Below are 15,483 nucleotides of genomic sequence, written 5' to 3' on the forward strand. Positions count from 1 at the left end.
CGCTCGCGGTCAGCGGAGATACGACCACTTGCCGCCCTTGGCCTGCAGCACGGTGGGCACCAGCACGGCGTCGCCGTCGTTGTTGAAGCGGATCGGCCCCGTCACGCCCGTGTAGTTGATCTTCTCGAAGCAGCCGCGGATCTTGTCGCGGTCGGCGGCGAGGTCGGCGTCCTTGTTCGTCACGCCGTTGGTCTCGATGCACTGCTTGAGCATGAAGAGCGTGTCGTACATCAGCGCGTCGGTGTTGCCCGGCGGACGGTTGGCGCGCTTCTTGAACTCGTTGACGAAGCCGGCGATCTTCTGGTCCGGGTTGTCCGGCCAGAAGGGCATCACCACCATCGTGCCTTCCGAAGCCGGTCCCGCGATCTCGAGGAACTTCACTTCGGCCATGCCCAGGGCGCCGACCACGGGCTGCTTCAGGCCCTGCTTTCGGATCTCGCGCACCACGTTGCCGCCCTCGTTGTAGAGGCCGGCGACGATGATGCCGTCGGGGTTGAGCTGCTTGGCCTTGGTGACCTGCGCGGCGAAGTCGATGTCGGCGGTCTGGAACGAGATGTTGTCCATGACCTTGATGCCCTTGGCCTGCAGGATGGCGGGGAAGACCGCGGTGCCGTCGATCTTGGTGAACGCATCCTTCACGTCGGTGAGGATCACCACCGACTTCACGTTCGGGTTCTGCTTCAGCCAGGCTTCGATCAGCTTCCCGTTCATCTGGTCCGACGCCAGCGCGTTGCGGAACGCCCAGGGCCGGTTCTTCGTCGCGATGCCGGGCTTGGCGGCCGAGGCGGTGATGATCGGCGTCTTGCCCTGCACGGCGACGGGGAAGGTCACCTCGGTCTCGCCGCTGAAGAACGGGCCGACGATGGCGAGCACCTTGTCGTTGGAGATCAGCTTGCGCGTGAGGTTGATCGCCTCGGCGTTCTCGCCGCGCGTGTCGTACACCACGAGGTTGACCTTCTCGCCCTTGATGCCGGTCTTGACGATCTGCTCCATCGCCATCTTCATGGCGATCTCCTGGTGCACGCCGTACGACGAGCCCTTGCCCGACAAGGGCAGCAGCACGCCGATCTTGATGTCGGCCCAGGCGCTGCCCGCGAGCAGCGCGCTCGCGGCGACGACGGCCCCGGCAACGGCCTTCAGGCGGTGGGTGCGGGAAGGAAGAGACAGCGGGGTGGATTGCATGAGGACACCTCTAGGTTGAAATTAGCGACGCATGGCCTTCGGCCAGCGCCACCTCGATGAACGCGGTCCCGTCGCGCCTGCCGCTCGGGTACCGCGTGAAAAGTTCGATGTCGTGGCCGGGCACGAGGCGCTTCAGGTCGTCGCCCGCCACGGCCTTCATCTTCTTGAACTCGCGAATCATGTTGAACGTGTTGCCCTGCGTGTAACCCGGCGGCCACATGCGCTCGACGTTCTGGAAGGTGTAGCAGACGTCGCCGGCGAGCGCGTACGGGCCCACGCGCGTTTGCACTTCGAGCCACTGGCTGCCGAAGGTGTGCGAGTCCTTCGCGAGCCGGCAGGTGACGCCGGGCGCGACCTCCCGGTCGCCGTCGAGCAGCTCGACGCGGCCCTGCGCCATCGCGCGCTCGAGCGCGTCGAAGTCGGGGACGTTGAGCGACGAGAAGGCCCAGTGGTCCTTGCCCTGCGCGGTGCCGCCGCCGAATTCCTCGATGGCGGTTTTCCATGATTCGTATTCGTAGCGCTGCAGGTAGATGCGCGCGTTCGGGAACGCATCGAGGTTGCCCGCGTGGTCGAAGTGCATGTGCGTCAGCACGAGCTTGCCGATCTGCGCGGGGTCGACGCCGAACTTGCGCAGCAGTTCGTCGCTGCGGCAGAAGTCGTCGAACTTGCGGCCGGTCATCGACTCGCCCGCGGCGAAGCCGGTGTCCACCAGGATCAGCTCCCCGTCGGACGACTTCAGCAGCGTCACGATCATCGGCACGGGCTGCGTGCCCTGGTTGCTGCTGACGGGCGAGCCGCTCAGGAAGTCCTTGGGCAGCTTGCCGGTCGCGTAGCTGAAACTCCAGATGCTCCAGTCGATCATTCTTCAAACTCCCAGATAGGCCTGCCGCACACGCGGGTCGTCGGCCAGCTTGTCGCCCTCGAGCACGATCTTTCCCGTTTCCATGACGTACGCGCGGTGCGACAGCTTCAGCGCCTGGTGCGCGTTCTGCTCCACCAGCAGGATCGTCATGCCTTCCCTGTTCAGCTCCGCGATCAGGCGGAAGATGTCCGCCACGATCAGCGGCGCGAGGCCCAGCGAGGGCTCGTCGAGCATCAGCAGCGCCGGCTTCGTGAGCAGGGCGCGCGCGATCACGAGCATCTGCTGCTCGCCGCCCGAGAGCGTGCCGGCGAGCTGCTTCAGCCGCTGCTTCAGCACGGGGAAGCGCTCGGTGATGCGCTCGACGTCGGCGTTGAATTCCGGCCCCGACTTGCGCATGTAGCCGCCGAGGACGAGGTTCTCGTGCACCGTCAGGCCCTTGAAGGTCGAGCGGCCTTCGAGCACCATCGCGATGCCGCGCCGCGCCACCTCGGGGCCCGCGAGGTTGTGGACCTCCTTGCCCTGGAAGCGGATGGTGCCGGCCTGCACGCGGTTCAGGCCCGCGATGGCGCGCAGCAGCGAACTCTTGCCCGCCCCGTTCAGGCCGATGAGCGACACGATCTCGCCCTGGCGCACGTCGAGGTCCACGCCCTGCACGGCGCGCACCTTGCCGTAGTTGATTTCCACGCCGCGCACTTCGAGCATCAGTGCGCTCCTTCTTCGGTGCCGAGGTAGGCCTGCAGCACGAGCGGGTCTTCGCGCACCTCGCGCGCCGTGCCCTCGGCGATCTTCTCGCCGTAGTTCAGCACGGTGATGCGGTCGGAGATCTTCATGACCAGGCTCATGTGGTGTTCGGTCAGCAGCACGGTCACGCCGCTGTCGCGGATGCGCTGGATCAATGCGGCGGCTTCGTTGACCTCCACCGGGTTCATGCCGGCCACGGGCTCGTCGAGCAGCAGCATGCGCGGCTCTGTCGCGAGTGCGCGCGCGATCTCCAGGCGCCGCTGGTCGGCCAGCGCCAGCTCGCTTGCCAGCGCATCGTGCTGCTTCGCGAGGCCGACCATGTCGAGCAGCTGCATCGCGCGCTCGCGCGTCTCGGTCTCCTGCTTCGACTCCCGGCCGGGGATGCGGAAGAACATGGCCAGCAGGTCGCCGTGCGTGCGCATGTAGCGGCCGGTCTGCACGTTCTCGAGCACCGTCATCGGACCGAAGAGGCGCACGCCCTGGAAGGTGCGCACGAGCCCCAGGCGCGCGATGCGGTCGGGGCGCAGGCCGGCGAGCGACTGCCCCTCCAGCAGCACGCTGCCCGACGTCGGCGCGAGCACGCCGCTCACGAGATTGAAGAGGGTGGTCTTGCCGGCGCCGTTGGGGCCGATCACCGCGTGGATCGTGCCGGCGCGGATGGTGGTCGAGACGTCGCGCACGGCGTGGTAGCCGCCGAACGTCTTCGTGAGTTCCCGGATTTCGAGCATGTCGCGTTCCTGCCCGACGATCAGCGGCGAGCGCCGACCAGGCCCCACGGCCGCACGATCATCATGATGACGAGCAGCGAGCCGAAGAAGGTCATGCGCCAGTCCTGCAGGAAGCGCAGCACCTCGGGCAGCAGCGTCACCGTGATCGCGCCGACGGTGGCGCCGATGAAGTTGCCCATACCCCCCAGCAGCACCATGATGAAGATCTCGGCGGAGCGGTGGAAGCCGAACTGCGCCGGATCGATGAAGGATGCGTAGTGCGCATAGAGCCCGCCGCCGAGCCCCGCGATCGCGCCGCCGATGGCGAACACGGCGAGCTTCACGCGCGTGAGATTGATGCCGATGATCTCGGCGGCGAGTTCGTCCTCGCGCACCGCGGAAATCGCGCGGCCGATGCGCGAGCGCCGGAGCTGCCAGAAGCCCGCGAGCAGGATCGCGACGAAGGCCATGACGATCCCGAGCGTCGTGTGATTCGGAATGCCGCCCAGCCCCGATGCCGAACCGGTCGGCTCGAAGTTGAGGAAGAAGACGCGCACGATTTCGCCGAAGCCCATCGTGAGGATGATCAGGTACACGCCCTTGATGCGCAGAGCGGGAAAACCCACGATGACGCCGACGATGGCGGCGAGCACCGAGCCGACGGCCAGCGCCGCGAGAAAGGGCCACGCATGGTTGACGGTGAGATACGCCGACGCATACGCGCCGATGGCCATGAAGCCCCCCTGGCCGAGCGACAGCAGGCCGGCCGACACCGGCAGGTAGAGGCTCAGCGCGAGGATGATGTTGATGCCCATGAAGATGAGCACCGACTGGGTGAACTGGTCGAGCATCGCCGCCTCAGCCTTCCACGTGGTGGGTGGAGCCGAAAATGCCGCGCGGCCGCAGCAGCAGCACGCCGATCATGATGATGAAGGCGAAGGCATCGCGGTAGGACGACGCGAGATAAGCCACGCTCAGGACTTCGGCGAGCCCGATGATCAGTCCGCCCAGCATCGCGCCGTAGATGTTCCCCAGGCCGCCCAGCAGCATGGCGGCGAGCCCCTTGATGCCCATGTCGATGCCCATGAAGGGCGAGATCGCGTTGAAGGCGAGGCCGACGAGCACGCCTGCCGCGCCGCCGAGGGCGGAGGCGATCACGAACGTCATCAGCACGATGCGCTCGGAGCGGATGCCGAGCGTGTGCGCGATCGACGCGCTCTCCGCCGTGGCCCGCATCGCCATGCCAATCTTGGTGCGCTTGACGAACAGGTGCAGCGCGAGCATCAGGACCACCGAAACGCCGAGGATCACCAGCTGCACCGCGCTGACCGTGACCGGCCCGACCTGCCACGACTTCGGCTCCATGTGGTGCGGAAAACCCACCTGCTCGGCGCCGAAGCTGCGCGCCACGACCTCCTGCAGCACGATGCCGATGCCGATGGTGCTGATCATCGGCGCGAGCGCGTGGCCCTTCCTCTTGCGCAAGGGGCGGATGGCGAGGAATTCGACGAGCGCGCCGACCGCGCCCGCGGCCACGATGCCGAAGAGCAGGGCGGTGGCGATGTCGCCGCCCGCGAACTTGACGGCGACGAGCCCGGCGAACGCGCCCACCATGAACACCTCGCCGTGGGCGAGGTGGACGAGGTGGAGCACGCCGAAGATGAGCGTATAGCCGATCGCGATCAGCGCATACGTGCTCCCGAGCATGACGCCGTTGAGGAGTTGTTGTTCGAGCATCGGAAGCGTTTCTTGTTGACGGACGGGAGAACTAAGCGGCCTGGCCCTTCGCCTTGAGCAAGTCCAGTGCCACGTCGACGATCATGTCCTCCTGCCCTCCGACCATCTTGCGTTTGCCGAGTTCCATGAGGATCTCGACGGTCGGCAGGTTGTAGCGCTTCGCCGCGATCTCCGCGTGACGCAGGAAGCTGGAGTACACGCCGGCGTAGCCGAGCGACAGCGTCTCGCGGTCCACGCGCACGGGGCGGTCCTGCAGGGGACGCACGATGTCGTCGGCCGCGTCCATCAGCTTCATCACGTCGCAGCCGTGGTTCCAGCCCATGCGGTCGATGGCGGCGATGAACACTTCCAGCGGCGCATTGCCCGCGCCCGCGCCCATGCCGGCCAGGCTCGCGTCGATGCGCTCCGCGCCTTCTTCCACGGCCACGATGCTGTTCGCCACGCCCAGGCCCAGGTTGTGGTGGGCGTGCATGCCCAGCGTGGTCTCCGGCTTGAGCACTTCCTTGAACGCACGGAAGCGGTCGCGCACGTCGCGCATGTTCAGCGCGCCGCCGGAGTCCACCACGTAGATGCAGGTCGCGCCGTAGCTCTCCATCAGCTTGGCCTGCTTGGCAAGCTCGTGCGGCGGCGTCATGTGCGACATCATCAGGAAGCCGACGGTGTCCATGCCCAGCTCGCGGGCGTACTCGATGTGCTGCTTCGACACGTCCGCCTCGGTGCAGTGCGTGGCGATGCGCACGATGCGCGCGCCCGCGTCGTAGGCCTCGCGCAGGTCGTGGATCGTGCCGATGCCGGGCAGCAGCAGCGTGGCGACCTGCGCCTGCTTCACCGACTCGGCCACGGCGTTGATCCACTCCAGGTCGGTGTGCAGCCCGAAGCCGTAGTTGAAGCTGGAGCCCTCCAGCCCGTCGCCGTGCGCGACCTCGATGCTGGTCACGCCGGCGGCGTCGAGCGCCGCGGCGATCTTGCGGACGTCCGAGACCTTGTACTGGTGGCGGATCGCGTGGCTGCCGTCGCGCAGCGTCACGTCGGAGATGTAGATCTTCTTGCCGTTCATGCTGCGCTCCTTGCGGCGCGGGTCTCGTTGCGCTCGATCTTTCTGCTGGCGATGCGGTCGGCGCAGGCGAGGCCGGCCGAGGTCATGATGTCCAGGTTGCCCGCGTAGGCGGGCAGGTAATGCGCCGCGCCTTCGACTTCCAGGAAGATGGAGGTCTTCAGGCCATGGCGCGGGCCGATCTTCGGCACGTTGAGCGGCGCGGATTCCGGAATGTCCTCGAACTGCACCTTCTGCTTCAGCCGATAGCCGGGCACATAGGCCTGCACCTTCTTCACCATGTCCTCGATGCTCTTCTCCACGGCGGCCTTGTCGGCGGCTTCGGAGAGCACGAACACCGTGTCGCGCATGATGAGCGGCGGCTCGGCCGGGTTCATCACGATCACGGCCTTGCCGCGCTCGGCGCCGCCGAGCTTCTCGATGGCCAGGCGCGTGGTCTCGGTGAACTCGTCGATGTTCGCGCGCGTGCCGGGGCCGGCGGACTTCGAGGCGATGGAGGCGACGATCTCGCCGTAGTACACCTTCGCGACCTGCGAGACGGCGGCCACCATCGGAATCGTCGCCTGCCCGCCGCAGGTCACCATGTTGATGTTGGGCGCATCGACTTCTTCGAGGTTGATCGGCGGAATGACGTAGGGGCCGATGGCCGCGGGCGTGAGGTCGATCACCTGAATCCCGTGCTCGCGCAGGATGGCGTCGTGCTTCTTGTGCGCGCCGGCCGACGTCGCGTCGAAGGCGATGTCGATGTCCTTGAACACCGGCAGCTTCAGCAGGCCCTCGATGCCTTCGTGCGTGGTCGCGATGCCCAGGCGCTTGGCGCGCGCGAGACCGTCGGACTCCGGGTCCACGCCGACCATCGCGCCCATCTCCAGGTGCTTCGCGTTGCGCATCACCTTGATCATCAGGTCGGTGCCGATGTTGCCCGAGCCGATGATCGCGACCTTGAGTTTTCTATCACCCATGCTCACTCTCCTACGTGGAAGCCGCAGCTTCCGAGTTTTTCCATCTCGACCGAGACGTAGTTGCCCGGCTTGATCCATTCGGCGGCCGTCGCCCCGCCGGCCATCACCACCCAGCCCGCCTGGAGGGGCTCGCCGGCCTCGGCCGACAGGCGCGCCGCCGCCACGAGCGAGCGCAGCGGATGGCCGAGGATCGCGGCCGTGGAGCCGACCTGCACCACCTTGCCGTCGATCTGCAGCGCGAGGCCGAGGTTGCTGAAGTCCTGGCGCGGGTCGCACCATGGTCCGATGACGAAGCCGCTGGACGACGCGTTGTCCGCGATCACGTCGGGCAGGCTGAACTTGAAGTCCTTGTAGCGCGAGTCGATGATCTCGATGGCCGGCGCGATGGCTTCGACGGCGGCGAGCGCCTCGACGGCCGTCACGTGGCCCGCGAGTTCCTTCTTCAGGACGAACGCGATCTCGGGTTCGGCGCGCGGATGCACGTACTTCGAGAACGCGGTCTTCGCGCCTTCCTCGACGAGCATCGCATCGGTGAGCCGGCCCCAGATCACGTCGTTCAGGCCCATCTGGACCATCTTGCTGCGCGAGGTGAAACCCATCTTCACGCCCACGCGCTTCTCGCCGCGCGCCACCCGCTTCTGGATGGAGGCGGACTGGATGGCATAGGCGTCGGCCAGCGCCATCTTGCTGCCGGGGTCGATCTGGTCCACGCCCTTCGCGTTGCGCGCGGCGTCGTCCAGCAAGGTGGCGAATTCGGTGATGTAAGTCATTGAAGTACCTTCGCGCTATGCGCTGCGGTGCCGAACGCCTTCGGGCGGCCGTGCGGCGTTCATGTTATTTCGCTCCCTCGAACACGGCCTTGACCGTGCCGAGGCCGTTGATGCGGGTCTCGAAGATGTCGCCGGGCTTTACGGGCGCCATGGGGCCGAGCGCGCCGGAGAGCACGAGGTCGCCCGCGCGCATCGGCGAGCCCACGCGCGCCATCGTGCGCGCGAGCCACAACACCGCATTCAGCGGATTGCCCAGGCAGGCGACGCCGGCGCCGGTGGAGACCGGTTCGCCCTTGAGCATCATCGCCATGCCGCACATGCGCAGGTCGAACTGCGACAGCTTGCGCGGCGAGCTGCCGAGCACGAACGCGCCGGCCGAGGCGTTGTCGGCCACGGTGTCGACGAACTTGATGTTCCACTTGTCGACGCGGCTGCCGACGATCTCGATGGCGGGCAGGGCGTATTCGATGGCCTGCATCACGTCGACCATGCTCGGTTCGGCGGCGTCGATGTCGCGGCCCATCACGAAGGCGATCTCGGCCTCGACCTTCGGCTGGTGCAGCACGTTCAGCGGCACCGCCTCGGCGTCGCCGTAGCCCATGTCGTCGAACAGGATGCCGAAGTCGGGCTGGTCCACGCCGAGTTGCGCCTGCACGGCCTTCGCCGTCAGGCCGATCTTGCGGCCGACGATGCGGCGGCCTTCGGCGAGGCGCAGCTCGGTGTTGATCTTCTGGATGGCGTAGGCCGCGTCGGCGTCGATGTCGGTGTAGGTCTCGCGCAGCGGCGGGATCCATGCGCCGCTCTTCGCGGCGTCGCGCAGCGAGGCGGCGGCCTGCTGGAGTTGCTGATCGTTCATTTCGCGTGTTTCTCCTGTGTCCTTTGAAAGCCCTGGATTCCCGCCTGCGCGGGAATGACGAGGCCTGCCGCTATCCGCGCGTGCCTGCGTGTTCGAGGTGTCGTATGCAATCCGTCCAGTTCCTGTCGTTGTCCGCGAGATCGGCGGCGGTGCGCTGCACGAGCTGCGCGGCGGCGGCGATCATCTCGCCGGCCTCGTCGAGCCGGCGTCCGAGGTTCGCGCGATCCTCCCGAATCTTCTTCGGCTCGAACGGAATGCTTTCCAGCACGCGCAGCGCCATCTCGAGCGTGCGCGCGGCGAGCAGGCGCTCGCGCGATCCGCGCCAGTTCATCACGATCGTGTTGAAGCGCTGTCGCGCGACCGCGATGGATGCCGGGCGGTACATCGCCTGCTCGCGGTCCCATGCGGCCTCCATCTTGGCCGCGAGCCATTCGCCCGCGCGACGCCATGCCGCGGCCAGCGCGGCCAGCCGGGACTTGAGCACCTTGATCTCGATGGGCTCGCCGTCGCCTTCCATGAAGAGCACGCCGATCATGCCGATGGCGTTGAGTTCGTTCAGGTCGGGGCAGCCGGCGGGCGCGTAGGTCGGCTCGGCCCAGTCGATGCTCGCGTCGGGCGTGTGAGCCGGCTTGCGCTGCCAGGCATCGGCCACGATCTTGAGCTTGGTGGCTTCGCGGTGCAGGTCGGCGGCGACGGTGGTGCGGTCCTGGACGTAGAAGCGCTCGTGCTCGCGGTGATGGCGGCAGATGTTCAGCAGGACGTCGGGTCTTGCTCCCTCCCCCTTTGGGAGAGGGGCCGGTGCGGCAGGGCCTTCGTTGAGGGCCTCGCCCGCTCCCCCAAGGGCGGAGGGTGCCAGACGCGCGACCGCCGCGACGGCGTCCAGGAGATTCGCGCGCGCCAGCGCGCGGTTGATTTCCCGCGCTTCACCGTCGTAGGCAGAAGCGGTCGCGAGCGCCTTGCGCGCGATCCCGATGCGAACCGCCACCTGCCCCGCATCGATCCCCGCATGCGCGGCTGCGCCATCGCTGCCGTGCGCAAGCGCGCGCTCGCTCATCGCGGCGAAGCCCGCTTCGAGGCGCGCGAGTTCGTCCTCGCGCCCCGCGATCAACCCGGCGATGACCGCATCCACCTGCATCACTGCGAACCGGCCATGCCCGCCGCCTCGATCACGGGCTTCCAGAACTTCTGGTCCGAAGCGATCGTCGCCGCGAGTTCGGCCGGCGTGCCGCCCGCGACTTCGAGCCCGAAATTGTCGAGCTGCTTGCGCAGCGCCGGGTCCGCCATCGCATCGTTCAACGCGCGGCTCAGGCGCGCGACGACGTCGGCCGGCGTCCGCGCCGGAACGAATGCGCCGTACCAGCCGGAGGGGTAGTCGAGGCCGCGCACGCCGAGTTCGCCGAAGGTCGGCACGTCCGGCGCGAGCGGCGTGCGCTTCGCGCCCGTCACCGCGAGGATGCGGATCTTGCCGCCGCGGAACAGTTCGAGCTTGCTGCCGATGGAGTCGATGCCGGCGCCGATGTGGCCGCCCATCTCGTCGGCGAGGATCAGCGCGCCGCCCTTGTACGCCACGGCCGTGATGTCGGTGCCGATGGCCTTGCCCATCTGCAGCACCGCGAAGTTCGCGCTCGTGCCGGAGCCGGGCATGCCGACCGAAGCGCGGCCCGGCGCGGCCGTGACCCACTTGCGGTACTCGTCGAAATTCCGGTACGGCTGGTTCGCGCCCGCGCTCAGCGCGAGCGGAAACTTCACGAGGTTCGCCACGGGCACGAAGTCCTGTGCGGCGTCGTAGGGCAGCGTCTTGAACGTGTACGGGTAGATCGTCCAGGCGTTCGAGAAGTTGATGAGCACCGTGCGGCCATCAGGTGGGGCCTTCTTCACCGCGTCCATCGCGATGAAGGTGTTGCCGCCGGGACGGTTTTCCACGAGCACGGTGGTGCCCAGCGAGGTGCGCAACTTCTCGGCGAGCGAACGCGCGAGGTTGTCGACGGCGCCGCCGGGCGGAAAACCGATGACGAGCTTCATCGGCGGCTCCTGGGCCTGCGCGGGTCCCGACGTCAACGCGCCCAGCAAGGCGGCTGCCGCGAATGCGGTGAGGAGGTGTTTGCGGTTCATGCCTTTTCCTTCGCGCGAATGCGCTTCACGATCGCGTCGGCCGCGATCTCCGCGGAGCTCTTCATGTTGCGCACGCCTTCTTCGAGGCTCGCCGCGGCGGGATCGCCGAAGTAGCCGAGCGGCGTGGTCTTGCGCGCTTCGAGATAGCCCTTGCGCCACACGGCGAGGTCGTCCGGCCCGAGGTCGGTGGACTTCAGGGTCTTGCGCACGTCGTCGCGCACCAGGCTCGCGCAGCTCGCGAGCATCATCGACGACTCCCAGCGGCCCGCATGCACGTCGACGTAGCGCGGCGCGGTGTCGTCGCTCTGCGGCGAGGACGGGGAGGAGGCGTTGATCTGGAAGAACTTCAGCCCTTCGTTCAGCGGACCGTCGGGCACGGTGATGTTCGCGTCGTCGAGCGCGATGCCCAGCCGCTTCGCGAGCGCCGCATCCATGACGAAGCTGAGGTCGAGCTTCGTCCTTTCCGTGCCGAGCTTGATGCCGTCGTGGATGGTGCGGTTGTGCAGCGCGTCGCCGTGGCCCGAGAAGCAGAACACCTGCTTGAAGCCATCGCCCTCGAAGCTCTGGAACACGTCGGCCATCAGTTCGCGGATCACTTCCGGACGCACGCGGTACGACGCGGGAAACGAGCCCGACACGACGTTCACGCCCCAGTAGTAGGGCGGCACGATCAAGGCCTGCACGCCGCGGTCTTTCAGCTCGCGCTTGACGTCGCGCAGCCGCGCCTGCGGCAGGTACACGTCCGTGCCCGTGGGCAGGTGCGGCCCGTGCTGCTCGATCACGCCGAACGCCCACAGCAGGACGGCGCCGTCCTTCGCGGCCTGGTCCACTTCGTACCAGGTCATCTCGGCGAGCGTGTCGGCGAATATGTCGGTCGTCATGCAATCACTCCTCGTTCGACGTGTCTCTTCGGGAGCACCCGCGGAACCGGCTTTGCCGGGCCGCTGGATGCGCCCCCTTGAGGGGGGAAGCGCCGCAGGCGCTTCGGGGGGGGCCTATAACTTGATGCAGACGTTGCGCAGTTCCGTATAGAACTCGAGCGAGTGGACGCCGCCTTCGCGCCCGATGCCCGACTGCTTGGTGCCGCCGAAGGGCGTGCGCAGGTCGCGCAGGAACCACGAGTTGATCCAGCAGATGCCGACTTCGAGCTTCGCGCCGACGCGATGCGCGCGCGCGAGGTTGGTCGTGTGGACGGCGGCGGCCAGGCCGTACTTCGTGTCGTTGGCGAGGCGGATCGCTTCTTCTTCCGTGTCGAAGGGCGTCACGTGGCAGCAGGGGCCGAAGATTTCCTCGCGCACCACGGCGCTCGTCTCGGGCAGGCCGGTCCACACCGTCGGCTCGATCCACGAACCTTCGGCGAGCTCGCCCGCCATCCGCGGCACGCCGCCGCCGGCCACGACGGTCGCGCCTTCGTCCTTGGCCTTCTTGTAGTAAGACAGCACCTTGTCGCGATGCTCGTGCGAGATCAGCGGGCCGATCTTCGTGTCCTTTTCCTCGGGACGGCCGGGCTTCATCGCCTTCGCCGCGTCGCCCAGGCGGCGCACGAACTCGTCGAAGATCGGCCGCTCGACGTACACGCGTTCCGTGCCCAGGCACACCTGGCCGCAGTTCGCGAAGACGGACCGCACCGTGGCCTCGAGCGCGACGTTCATGTCGGCATCCGCGAACACGATCGCCGGGTTCTTGCCGCCGAGCTCCATCGACGTCGCCTTGATGCCGGGCGCGGCGGCCTTCATGATCGCCGCGCCGGTGCGCGTCTCGCCGGTGAAGGTGATCGCGTCCACGTCGTCGTGGGTGGTGAGAAATTCGCCCGCGGAGTCCGGACCGAAGCCGTGGACCACGTTGTAGACGCCCGGCGGCACGCCGACCTTGTTCATCACTTCGCCCAGCAGCGCGGCCGTCGTCGGCGTCTCCTCCGAAGGCTTCACCACGACGGTGTTGCCGCAGGCGAGTGCCGGGCCGACCTTCCACGTCATGAGCAGCAGCGGCAGGTTCCACGGGCAGATCACCGCGACCACGCCCTTGGGCACGCGCACCGCGTAGTTCAGCGCGCCCGCGCCGTCGGGCGTGGGCATCTGGAAGAACTCGGTGGCCACGTTCTTCACGGTGTCCGCGAAGACCTTGAAGTTGGCCGCGCCGCGCGGAATGTCGATGTGCGAGGCGAGCGACACGGGCTTGCCGGTGTCGGCGACTTCGGCCGCGAGGAATTCGTCGAAGCGCGCGGTGATCTCGTCGGCCACCGCGTAGAGCATCTTCGAGCGCTCTTCCACCGTCATGCGGCCCCACGGGCCGTTCAAGGCGTCCTTCGCCGCGCGCACGGCGGCATCCACTTCGGCGCGGCCGGCTTCGTGGACCTTCGCGATCAGCTTGTTGTCGATCGGGCTGCGGTTCTCGAAGGTCTTGCCGCTCGCGCTGCGGACGAACTCGCCGTTGATGAAGTGAAGGGTCTCCTTCGTCATGCGGTCTTCCCCGTCGCCGCTTCCGCCTCGCGCGCGGCGAGGTTCGCGATCAGCTCGGCGCCCTTGTTCGCCGCGGACATGCCGCGGAAGATGAAGCACAGGTTGATGACGTCCTGCAACTCGGCCCAGCTCGCGCCGGCCTTGCGCGCGGCCATGGCGTGCAGCACGGCGGCGTCGCTGCCGTCCATCATGAGCATGCCGAAGAGCATGAGCTGCGCCGTCTTCACGTCGAAGCTCTTCGGGTACATCGCATGCTCGCGCATCTGCTCCTGCAAGTCGACCATCTTCGGGTCGAGCGCGCCGGTGACGGCGAAGCGCGCCTCGATGCGCGGGGGGACGAAGCCGATCAGGTCCTCGTAGATCTTGCCGCGCTCTTCGGCGGTGAACTTCGTGTCGGCGTATTCGCCGATGCTCTTGCGCACGACGTCCTTGTTGATTCGCTTGGGCAGCATGGGTGGGTCCTCTCTGGAATGCGGGGGCTCAGCGGGCGGCGGGCCAGGCGGCCAGCACGTCGCTCGCGGGGGCGACGTCGCCGAACAGGAATTTCACGTTGTCGAGCGTGGCCTGGTGCAGCGCGGGCGTGTGCGAGCCCACGGCGTCCTGCACGGCGACGCAGTAGTAGCCGTGCGCATGCGCATCGCGCAGCGTCGACTCCACGCACACCTGCGTCTGCACGCCGGTGAACACGATGGTCTTGCGGCCGAGCTTCTTCAGCACGTCCTGCATGTCCGTGCCGGTGAAGCCGGAGTAGCTGTGCTTGGTCACGACCGGCTCGCCGTCCAGCGGCTGCACGCCATACCACTCGTGGCCCCAGGTGCCGGGCTTGCAGCACTCGGCCTGGATGCCGCGCGCGGCGAGCTTCACGGCCATGGAGTCGGGGATGATGTCGTGCGAGTAGTCGGCGCGCAGCCAGACGACCGGCACGCCGGCGGCGCGCGCGCGGTCCAGCAGCGCGTTGATGCGCGGCGCGATCTCGGCGCCCGCGCTCACGTCCTTGCCCATCGTCTTGTCGATGAAGCCGCCGGGCGCGCAGAAGTCGTTCTGCATGTCGACGACCATCAGCGCGCAGTTCTGCGGCTGCAGGCGCTCCGCGGGCGTCAAGGGCAACTTGCGGTCGGCCAGGCTCATGGATTCGTAACCTCCGTGCTTTGCACTGCGGTATGAGCGCCTTCGGGCGGCCGGGCGTCGCTCAGACTCCAGTAGGACCCGCCCATGCCGCATCGCATCGGCACCGAGGGCACGTAGAAAACGCTTTCGGCCTTCGGCTTGCCGAGTTCCGCGGCGGCGCCCATCGCGACCACCCAGGCGAGCAGCTCGCCCGCGCCGCCGTCGCCGCCGGTGAGCAGCTTGTCCATCGTCAGTTCGCGCGCGACGCGCTCCGTGTCGCCGGACTCCATGAGTTCCATGAACCAGCGGTCGAAGCCTTCGTGGACGGTGAAGTAGTCCGGGCCGCCCGGGTCGTGCGACAGCCCGCCCGTGCCCATGAGCACCACGCGCTCGTCGCCCGGAAAGGCCTGCACGATGCGCGCGATCTGGCGGCCGACGTCGAGGCACTTCTGCGCGCTCGGCACCGGCGGCACGATCGGGTTCATGTGGATCGGCACGAACTTCACGTCGTAGTTGGGGAACAGGAATTTCAGCGGCACCGACCAGTTGTCGTCGAACAGCAGTTCCTCGGCGAAGGCATGGTTGATGCCGGCCTTCGCCGAGTCGCGCACCAGCGCGCGCGCGAGTTCGCGGTGACCCTCGATCCGGTAGTCGGGCACGTTGAGCCAGTCGCGGAACCACGGCGCGGGGCCGGCCCACCGGTCGCCGATGCCGACGCAGAAGTCGGGAACGTTGCTCATCGGGAAGTTGAGCAGGTGGTCGTTCGCCACGCCGATGACGACGTCGGGTTTCAGCGCCGCCATGCGCCGGCCGAACTCGGCGTAGCCGGCGAGCACCGCGTCCTGCTCGTGCTTCGGCGCCTTGTCGATCCAGCCGGTGACGCCGGGGGCATGCGCGATGCCCACGGATGCGATCAGTCGTGCCATCTTGTTTT

Annotated in this window: 17 protein-coding genes; all 17 read right to left on the reverse strand. The window is 67.6% G+C overall.

Going from position 1 to position 15,483, the window contains the following annotated elements; genetic code table 11:
* Positions 1-9 precede the first annotated feature (9 nt).
* Entirely contained in the window at positions 10-1,182 is a 1,173-nt protein-coding gene (locus tag AB7E83_RS08670) for an ABC transporter substrate-binding protein (RefSeq protein WP_428567856.1), read from the reverse strand.
* Between the two features lie 10 nt (positions 1,183-1,192).
* Complete coding sequence (locus AB7E83_RS08675; RefSeq protein WP_428567858.1) at positions 1,193-2,044, reverse strand: N-acyl homoserine lactonase family protein; 852 nt, start codon at positions 2,042-2,044, stop codon at positions 1,193-1,195.
* 3 nt (positions 2,045-2,047) lie between these two features.
* On the reverse strand, positions 2,048-2,746 hold the full coding sequence (locus tag AB7E83_RS08680; RefSeq protein ID WP_428567861.1) for an ABC transporter ATP-binding protein: 699 nt from the start codon (positions 2,744-2,746) through the stop codon (positions 2,048-2,050).
* Positions 2,746-3,513 (reverse strand): ABC transporter ATP-binding protein, encoded by a 768-nt coding sequence (locus AB7E83_RS08685; protein WP_428567862.1) that lies wholly within the window; start codon positions 3,511-3,513, stop codon positions 2,746-2,748. Before AB7E83_RS08685 ends, AB7E83_RS08680 begins: the two co-directional genes overlap by 1 nt.
* Positions 3,514-3,533: 20 nt before the next feature.
* On the reverse strand, positions 3,534-4,343 hold the full coding sequence (locus AB7E83_RS08690) for a branched-chain amino acid ABC transporter permease (RefSeq protein ID WP_428567866.1): 810 nt from the start codon (positions 4,341-4,343) through the stop codon (positions 3,534-3,536).
* Between the two features lie 7 nt (positions 4,344-4,350).
* Positions 4,351-5,229, reverse strand: coding sequence for a branched-chain amino acid ABC transporter permease (locus tag AB7E83_RS08695; RefSeq protein WP_428567869.1), 879 nt, complete (start codon positions 5,227-5,229; stop codon positions 4,351-4,353).
* A gap of 31 nt (positions 5,230-5,260) precedes the next feature.
* Complete coding sequence (dmpG, locus tag AB7E83_RS08700) at positions 5,261-6,286, reverse strand: 4-hydroxy-2-oxovalerate aldolase (RefSeq protein ID WP_428567872.1); 1,026 nt, start codon at positions 6,284-6,286, stop codon at positions 5,261-5,263.
* Positions 6,283-7,245 (reverse strand): acetaldehyde dehydrogenase (acetylating), encoded by a 963-nt coding sequence (locus AB7E83_RS08705; RefSeq protein ID WP_428567874.1) that lies wholly within the window; start codon positions 7,243-7,245, stop codon positions 6,283-6,285. The genes dmpG and AB7E83_RS08705 overlap by 4 nt, the downstream gene beginning before the upstream one ends.
* Positions 7,246-7,247: 2 nt before the next feature.
* The gene (locus AB7E83_RS08710) at positions 7,248-8,015 is read right to left on the reverse strand and encodes a 2-keto-4-pentenoate hydratase (RefSeq protein WP_428567877.1); all 768 of its coding nucleotides are present in this window, start codon (positions 8,013-8,015) and stop codon (positions 7,248-7,250) included.
* Between the two features lie 64 nt (positions 8,016-8,079).
* Entirely contained in the window at positions 8,080-8,871 is a 792-nt protein-coding gene (gene mhpD, locus AB7E83_RS08715; protein ID WP_428567879.1) for a 2-keto-4-pentenoate hydratase, read from the reverse strand.
* Between the two features lie 70 nt (positions 8,872-8,941).
* On the reverse strand, positions 8,942-10,006 hold the full coding sequence (locus AB7E83_RS08720) for a hypothetical protein (protein ID WP_428567882.1): 1,065 nt from the start codon (positions 10,004-10,006) through the stop codon (positions 8,942-8,944).
* Positions 10,006-10,983, reverse strand: coding sequence for a tripartite tricarboxylate transporter substrate-binding protein (locus tag AB7E83_RS08725; protein ID WP_428567884.1), 978 nt, complete (start codon positions 10,981-10,983; stop codon positions 10,006-10,008). Before AB7E83_RS08725 ends, AB7E83_RS08720 begins: the two co-directional genes overlap by 1 nt.
* Entirely contained in the window at positions 10,980-11,864 is an 885-nt protein-coding gene (locus AB7E83_RS08730) for a creatininase family protein (RefSeq protein WP_428567887.1), read from the reverse strand. Before AB7E83_RS08730 ends, AB7E83_RS08725 begins: the two co-directional genes overlap by 4 nt.
* A 114-nt stretch (positions 11,865-11,978) precedes the next feature.
* Complete coding sequence (locus AB7E83_RS08735; protein ID WP_428567890.1) at positions 11,979-13,442, reverse strand: 2-hydroxymuconic semialdehyde dehydrogenase; 1,464 nt, start codon at positions 13,440-13,442, stop codon at positions 11,979-11,981.
* The gene (locus tag AB7E83_RS08740; RefSeq protein WP_428567892.1) at positions 13,439-13,894 is read right to left on the reverse strand and encodes a carboxymuconolactone decarboxylase family protein; all 456 of its coding nucleotides are present in this window, start codon (positions 13,892-13,894) and stop codon (positions 13,439-13,441) included. The genes AB7E83_RS08735 and AB7E83_RS08740 overlap by 4 nt, the downstream gene beginning before the upstream one ends.
* A 28-nt stretch (positions 13,895-13,922) precedes the next feature.
* Positions 13,923-14,570: a cysteine hydrolase family protein gene (locus AB7E83_RS08745; protein WP_428567894.1), complete on the reverse strand. Its 648-nt coding sequence runs from the start codon at positions 14,568-14,570 to the stop codon at positions 13,923-13,925.
* Complete coding sequence (locus AB7E83_RS08750; RefSeq protein WP_428567895.1) at positions 14,567-15,475, reverse strand: hypothetical protein; 909 nt, start codon at positions 15,473-15,475, stop codon at positions 14,567-14,569. Before AB7E83_RS08750 ends, AB7E83_RS08745 begins: the two co-directional genes overlap by 4 nt.
* Positions 15,476-15,483 lie beyond the last annotated feature (8 nt).

This window comes from Ramlibacter sp. (genome assembly GCF_050250995.1).
Taxonomy (GTDB): Bacteria; Pseudomonadota; Gammaproteobacteria; order Burkholderiales; family Burkholderiaceae_C; genus Ramlibacter.

Bases quoted from the DNA above. Each gene is read 5' to 3' on its own strand.
- AB7E83_RS08675 (WP_428567858.1), bottom strand. From the start codon at position 2,044: ATGATCGACTGGAGCATCTGGAGTTTCAGCTACGCGACCGGCAAGCTG.
- AB7E83_RS08705 (WP_428567874.1), bottom strand. From the start codon at position 7,245: ATGGGTGATAGAAAACTCAAGGTCGCGATCATCGGCTCGGGCAACATC.
- AB7E83_RS08690 (WP_428567866.1), bottom strand. From the start codon at position 4,343: ATGCTCGACCAGTTCACCCAGTCGGTGCTCATCTTCATGGGCATCAAC.
- mhpD (WP_428567879.1), bottom strand. From the start codon at position 8,871: ATGAACGATCAGCAACTCCAGCAGGCCGCCGCCTCGCTGCGCGACGCC.
- AB7E83_RS08740 (WP_428567892.1), bottom strand. From the start codon at position 13,894: ATGCTGCCCAAGCGAATCAACAAGGACGTCGTGCGCAAGAGCATCGGC.
- AB7E83_RS08735 (WP_428567890.1), bottom strand. From the start codon at position 13,442: ATGACGAAGGAGACCCTTCACTTCATCAACGGCGAGTTCGTCCGCAGC.
- AB7E83_RS08695 (WP_428567869.1), bottom strand. From the start codon at position 5,229: ATGCTCGAACAACAACTCCTCAACGGCGTCATGCTCGGGAGCACGTAT.
- AB7E83_RS08725 (WP_428567884.1), bottom strand. From the start codon at position 10,983: ATGAACCGCAAACACCTCCTCACCGCATTCGCGGCAGCCGCCTTGCTG.
- AB7E83_RS08750 (WP_428567895.1), bottom strand. From the start codon at position 15,475: ATGGCACGACTGATCGCATCCGTGGGCATCGCGCATGCCCCCGGCGTC.
- dmpG (WP_428567872.1), bottom strand. From the start codon at position 6,286: ATGAACGGCAAGAAGATCTACATCTCCGACGTGACGCTGCGCGACGGC.
- AB7E83_RS08730 (WP_428567887.1), bottom strand. From the start codon at position 11,864: ATGACGACCGACATATTCGCCGACACGCTCGCCGAGATGACCTGGTAC.
- AB7E83_RS08745 (WP_428567894.1), bottom strand. From the start codon at position 14,570: ATGAGCCTGGCCGACCGCAAGTTGCCCTTGACGCCCGCGGAGCGCCTG.
- AB7E83_RS08680 (WP_428567861.1), bottom strand. From the start codon at position 2,746: ATGCTCGAAGTGCGCGGCGTGGAAATCAACTACGGCAAGGTGCGCGCC.
- AB7E83_RS08710 (WP_428567877.1), bottom strand. From the start codon at position 8,015: ATGACTTACATCACCGAATTCGCCACCTTGCTGGACGACGCCGCGCGC.
- AB7E83_RS08685 (WP_428567862.1), bottom strand. From the start codon at position 3,513: ATGCTCGAAATCCGGGAACTCACGAAGACGTTCGGCGGCTACCACGCC.
- AB7E83_RS08670 (WP_428567856.1), bottom strand. From the start codon at position 1,182: ATGCAATCCACCCCGCTGTCTCTTCCTTCCCGCACCCACCGCCTGAAG.
- AB7E83_RS08720 (WP_428567882.1), bottom strand. From the start codon at position 10,006: ATGCAGGTGGATGCGGTCATCGCCGGGTTGATCGCGGGGCGCGAGGAC.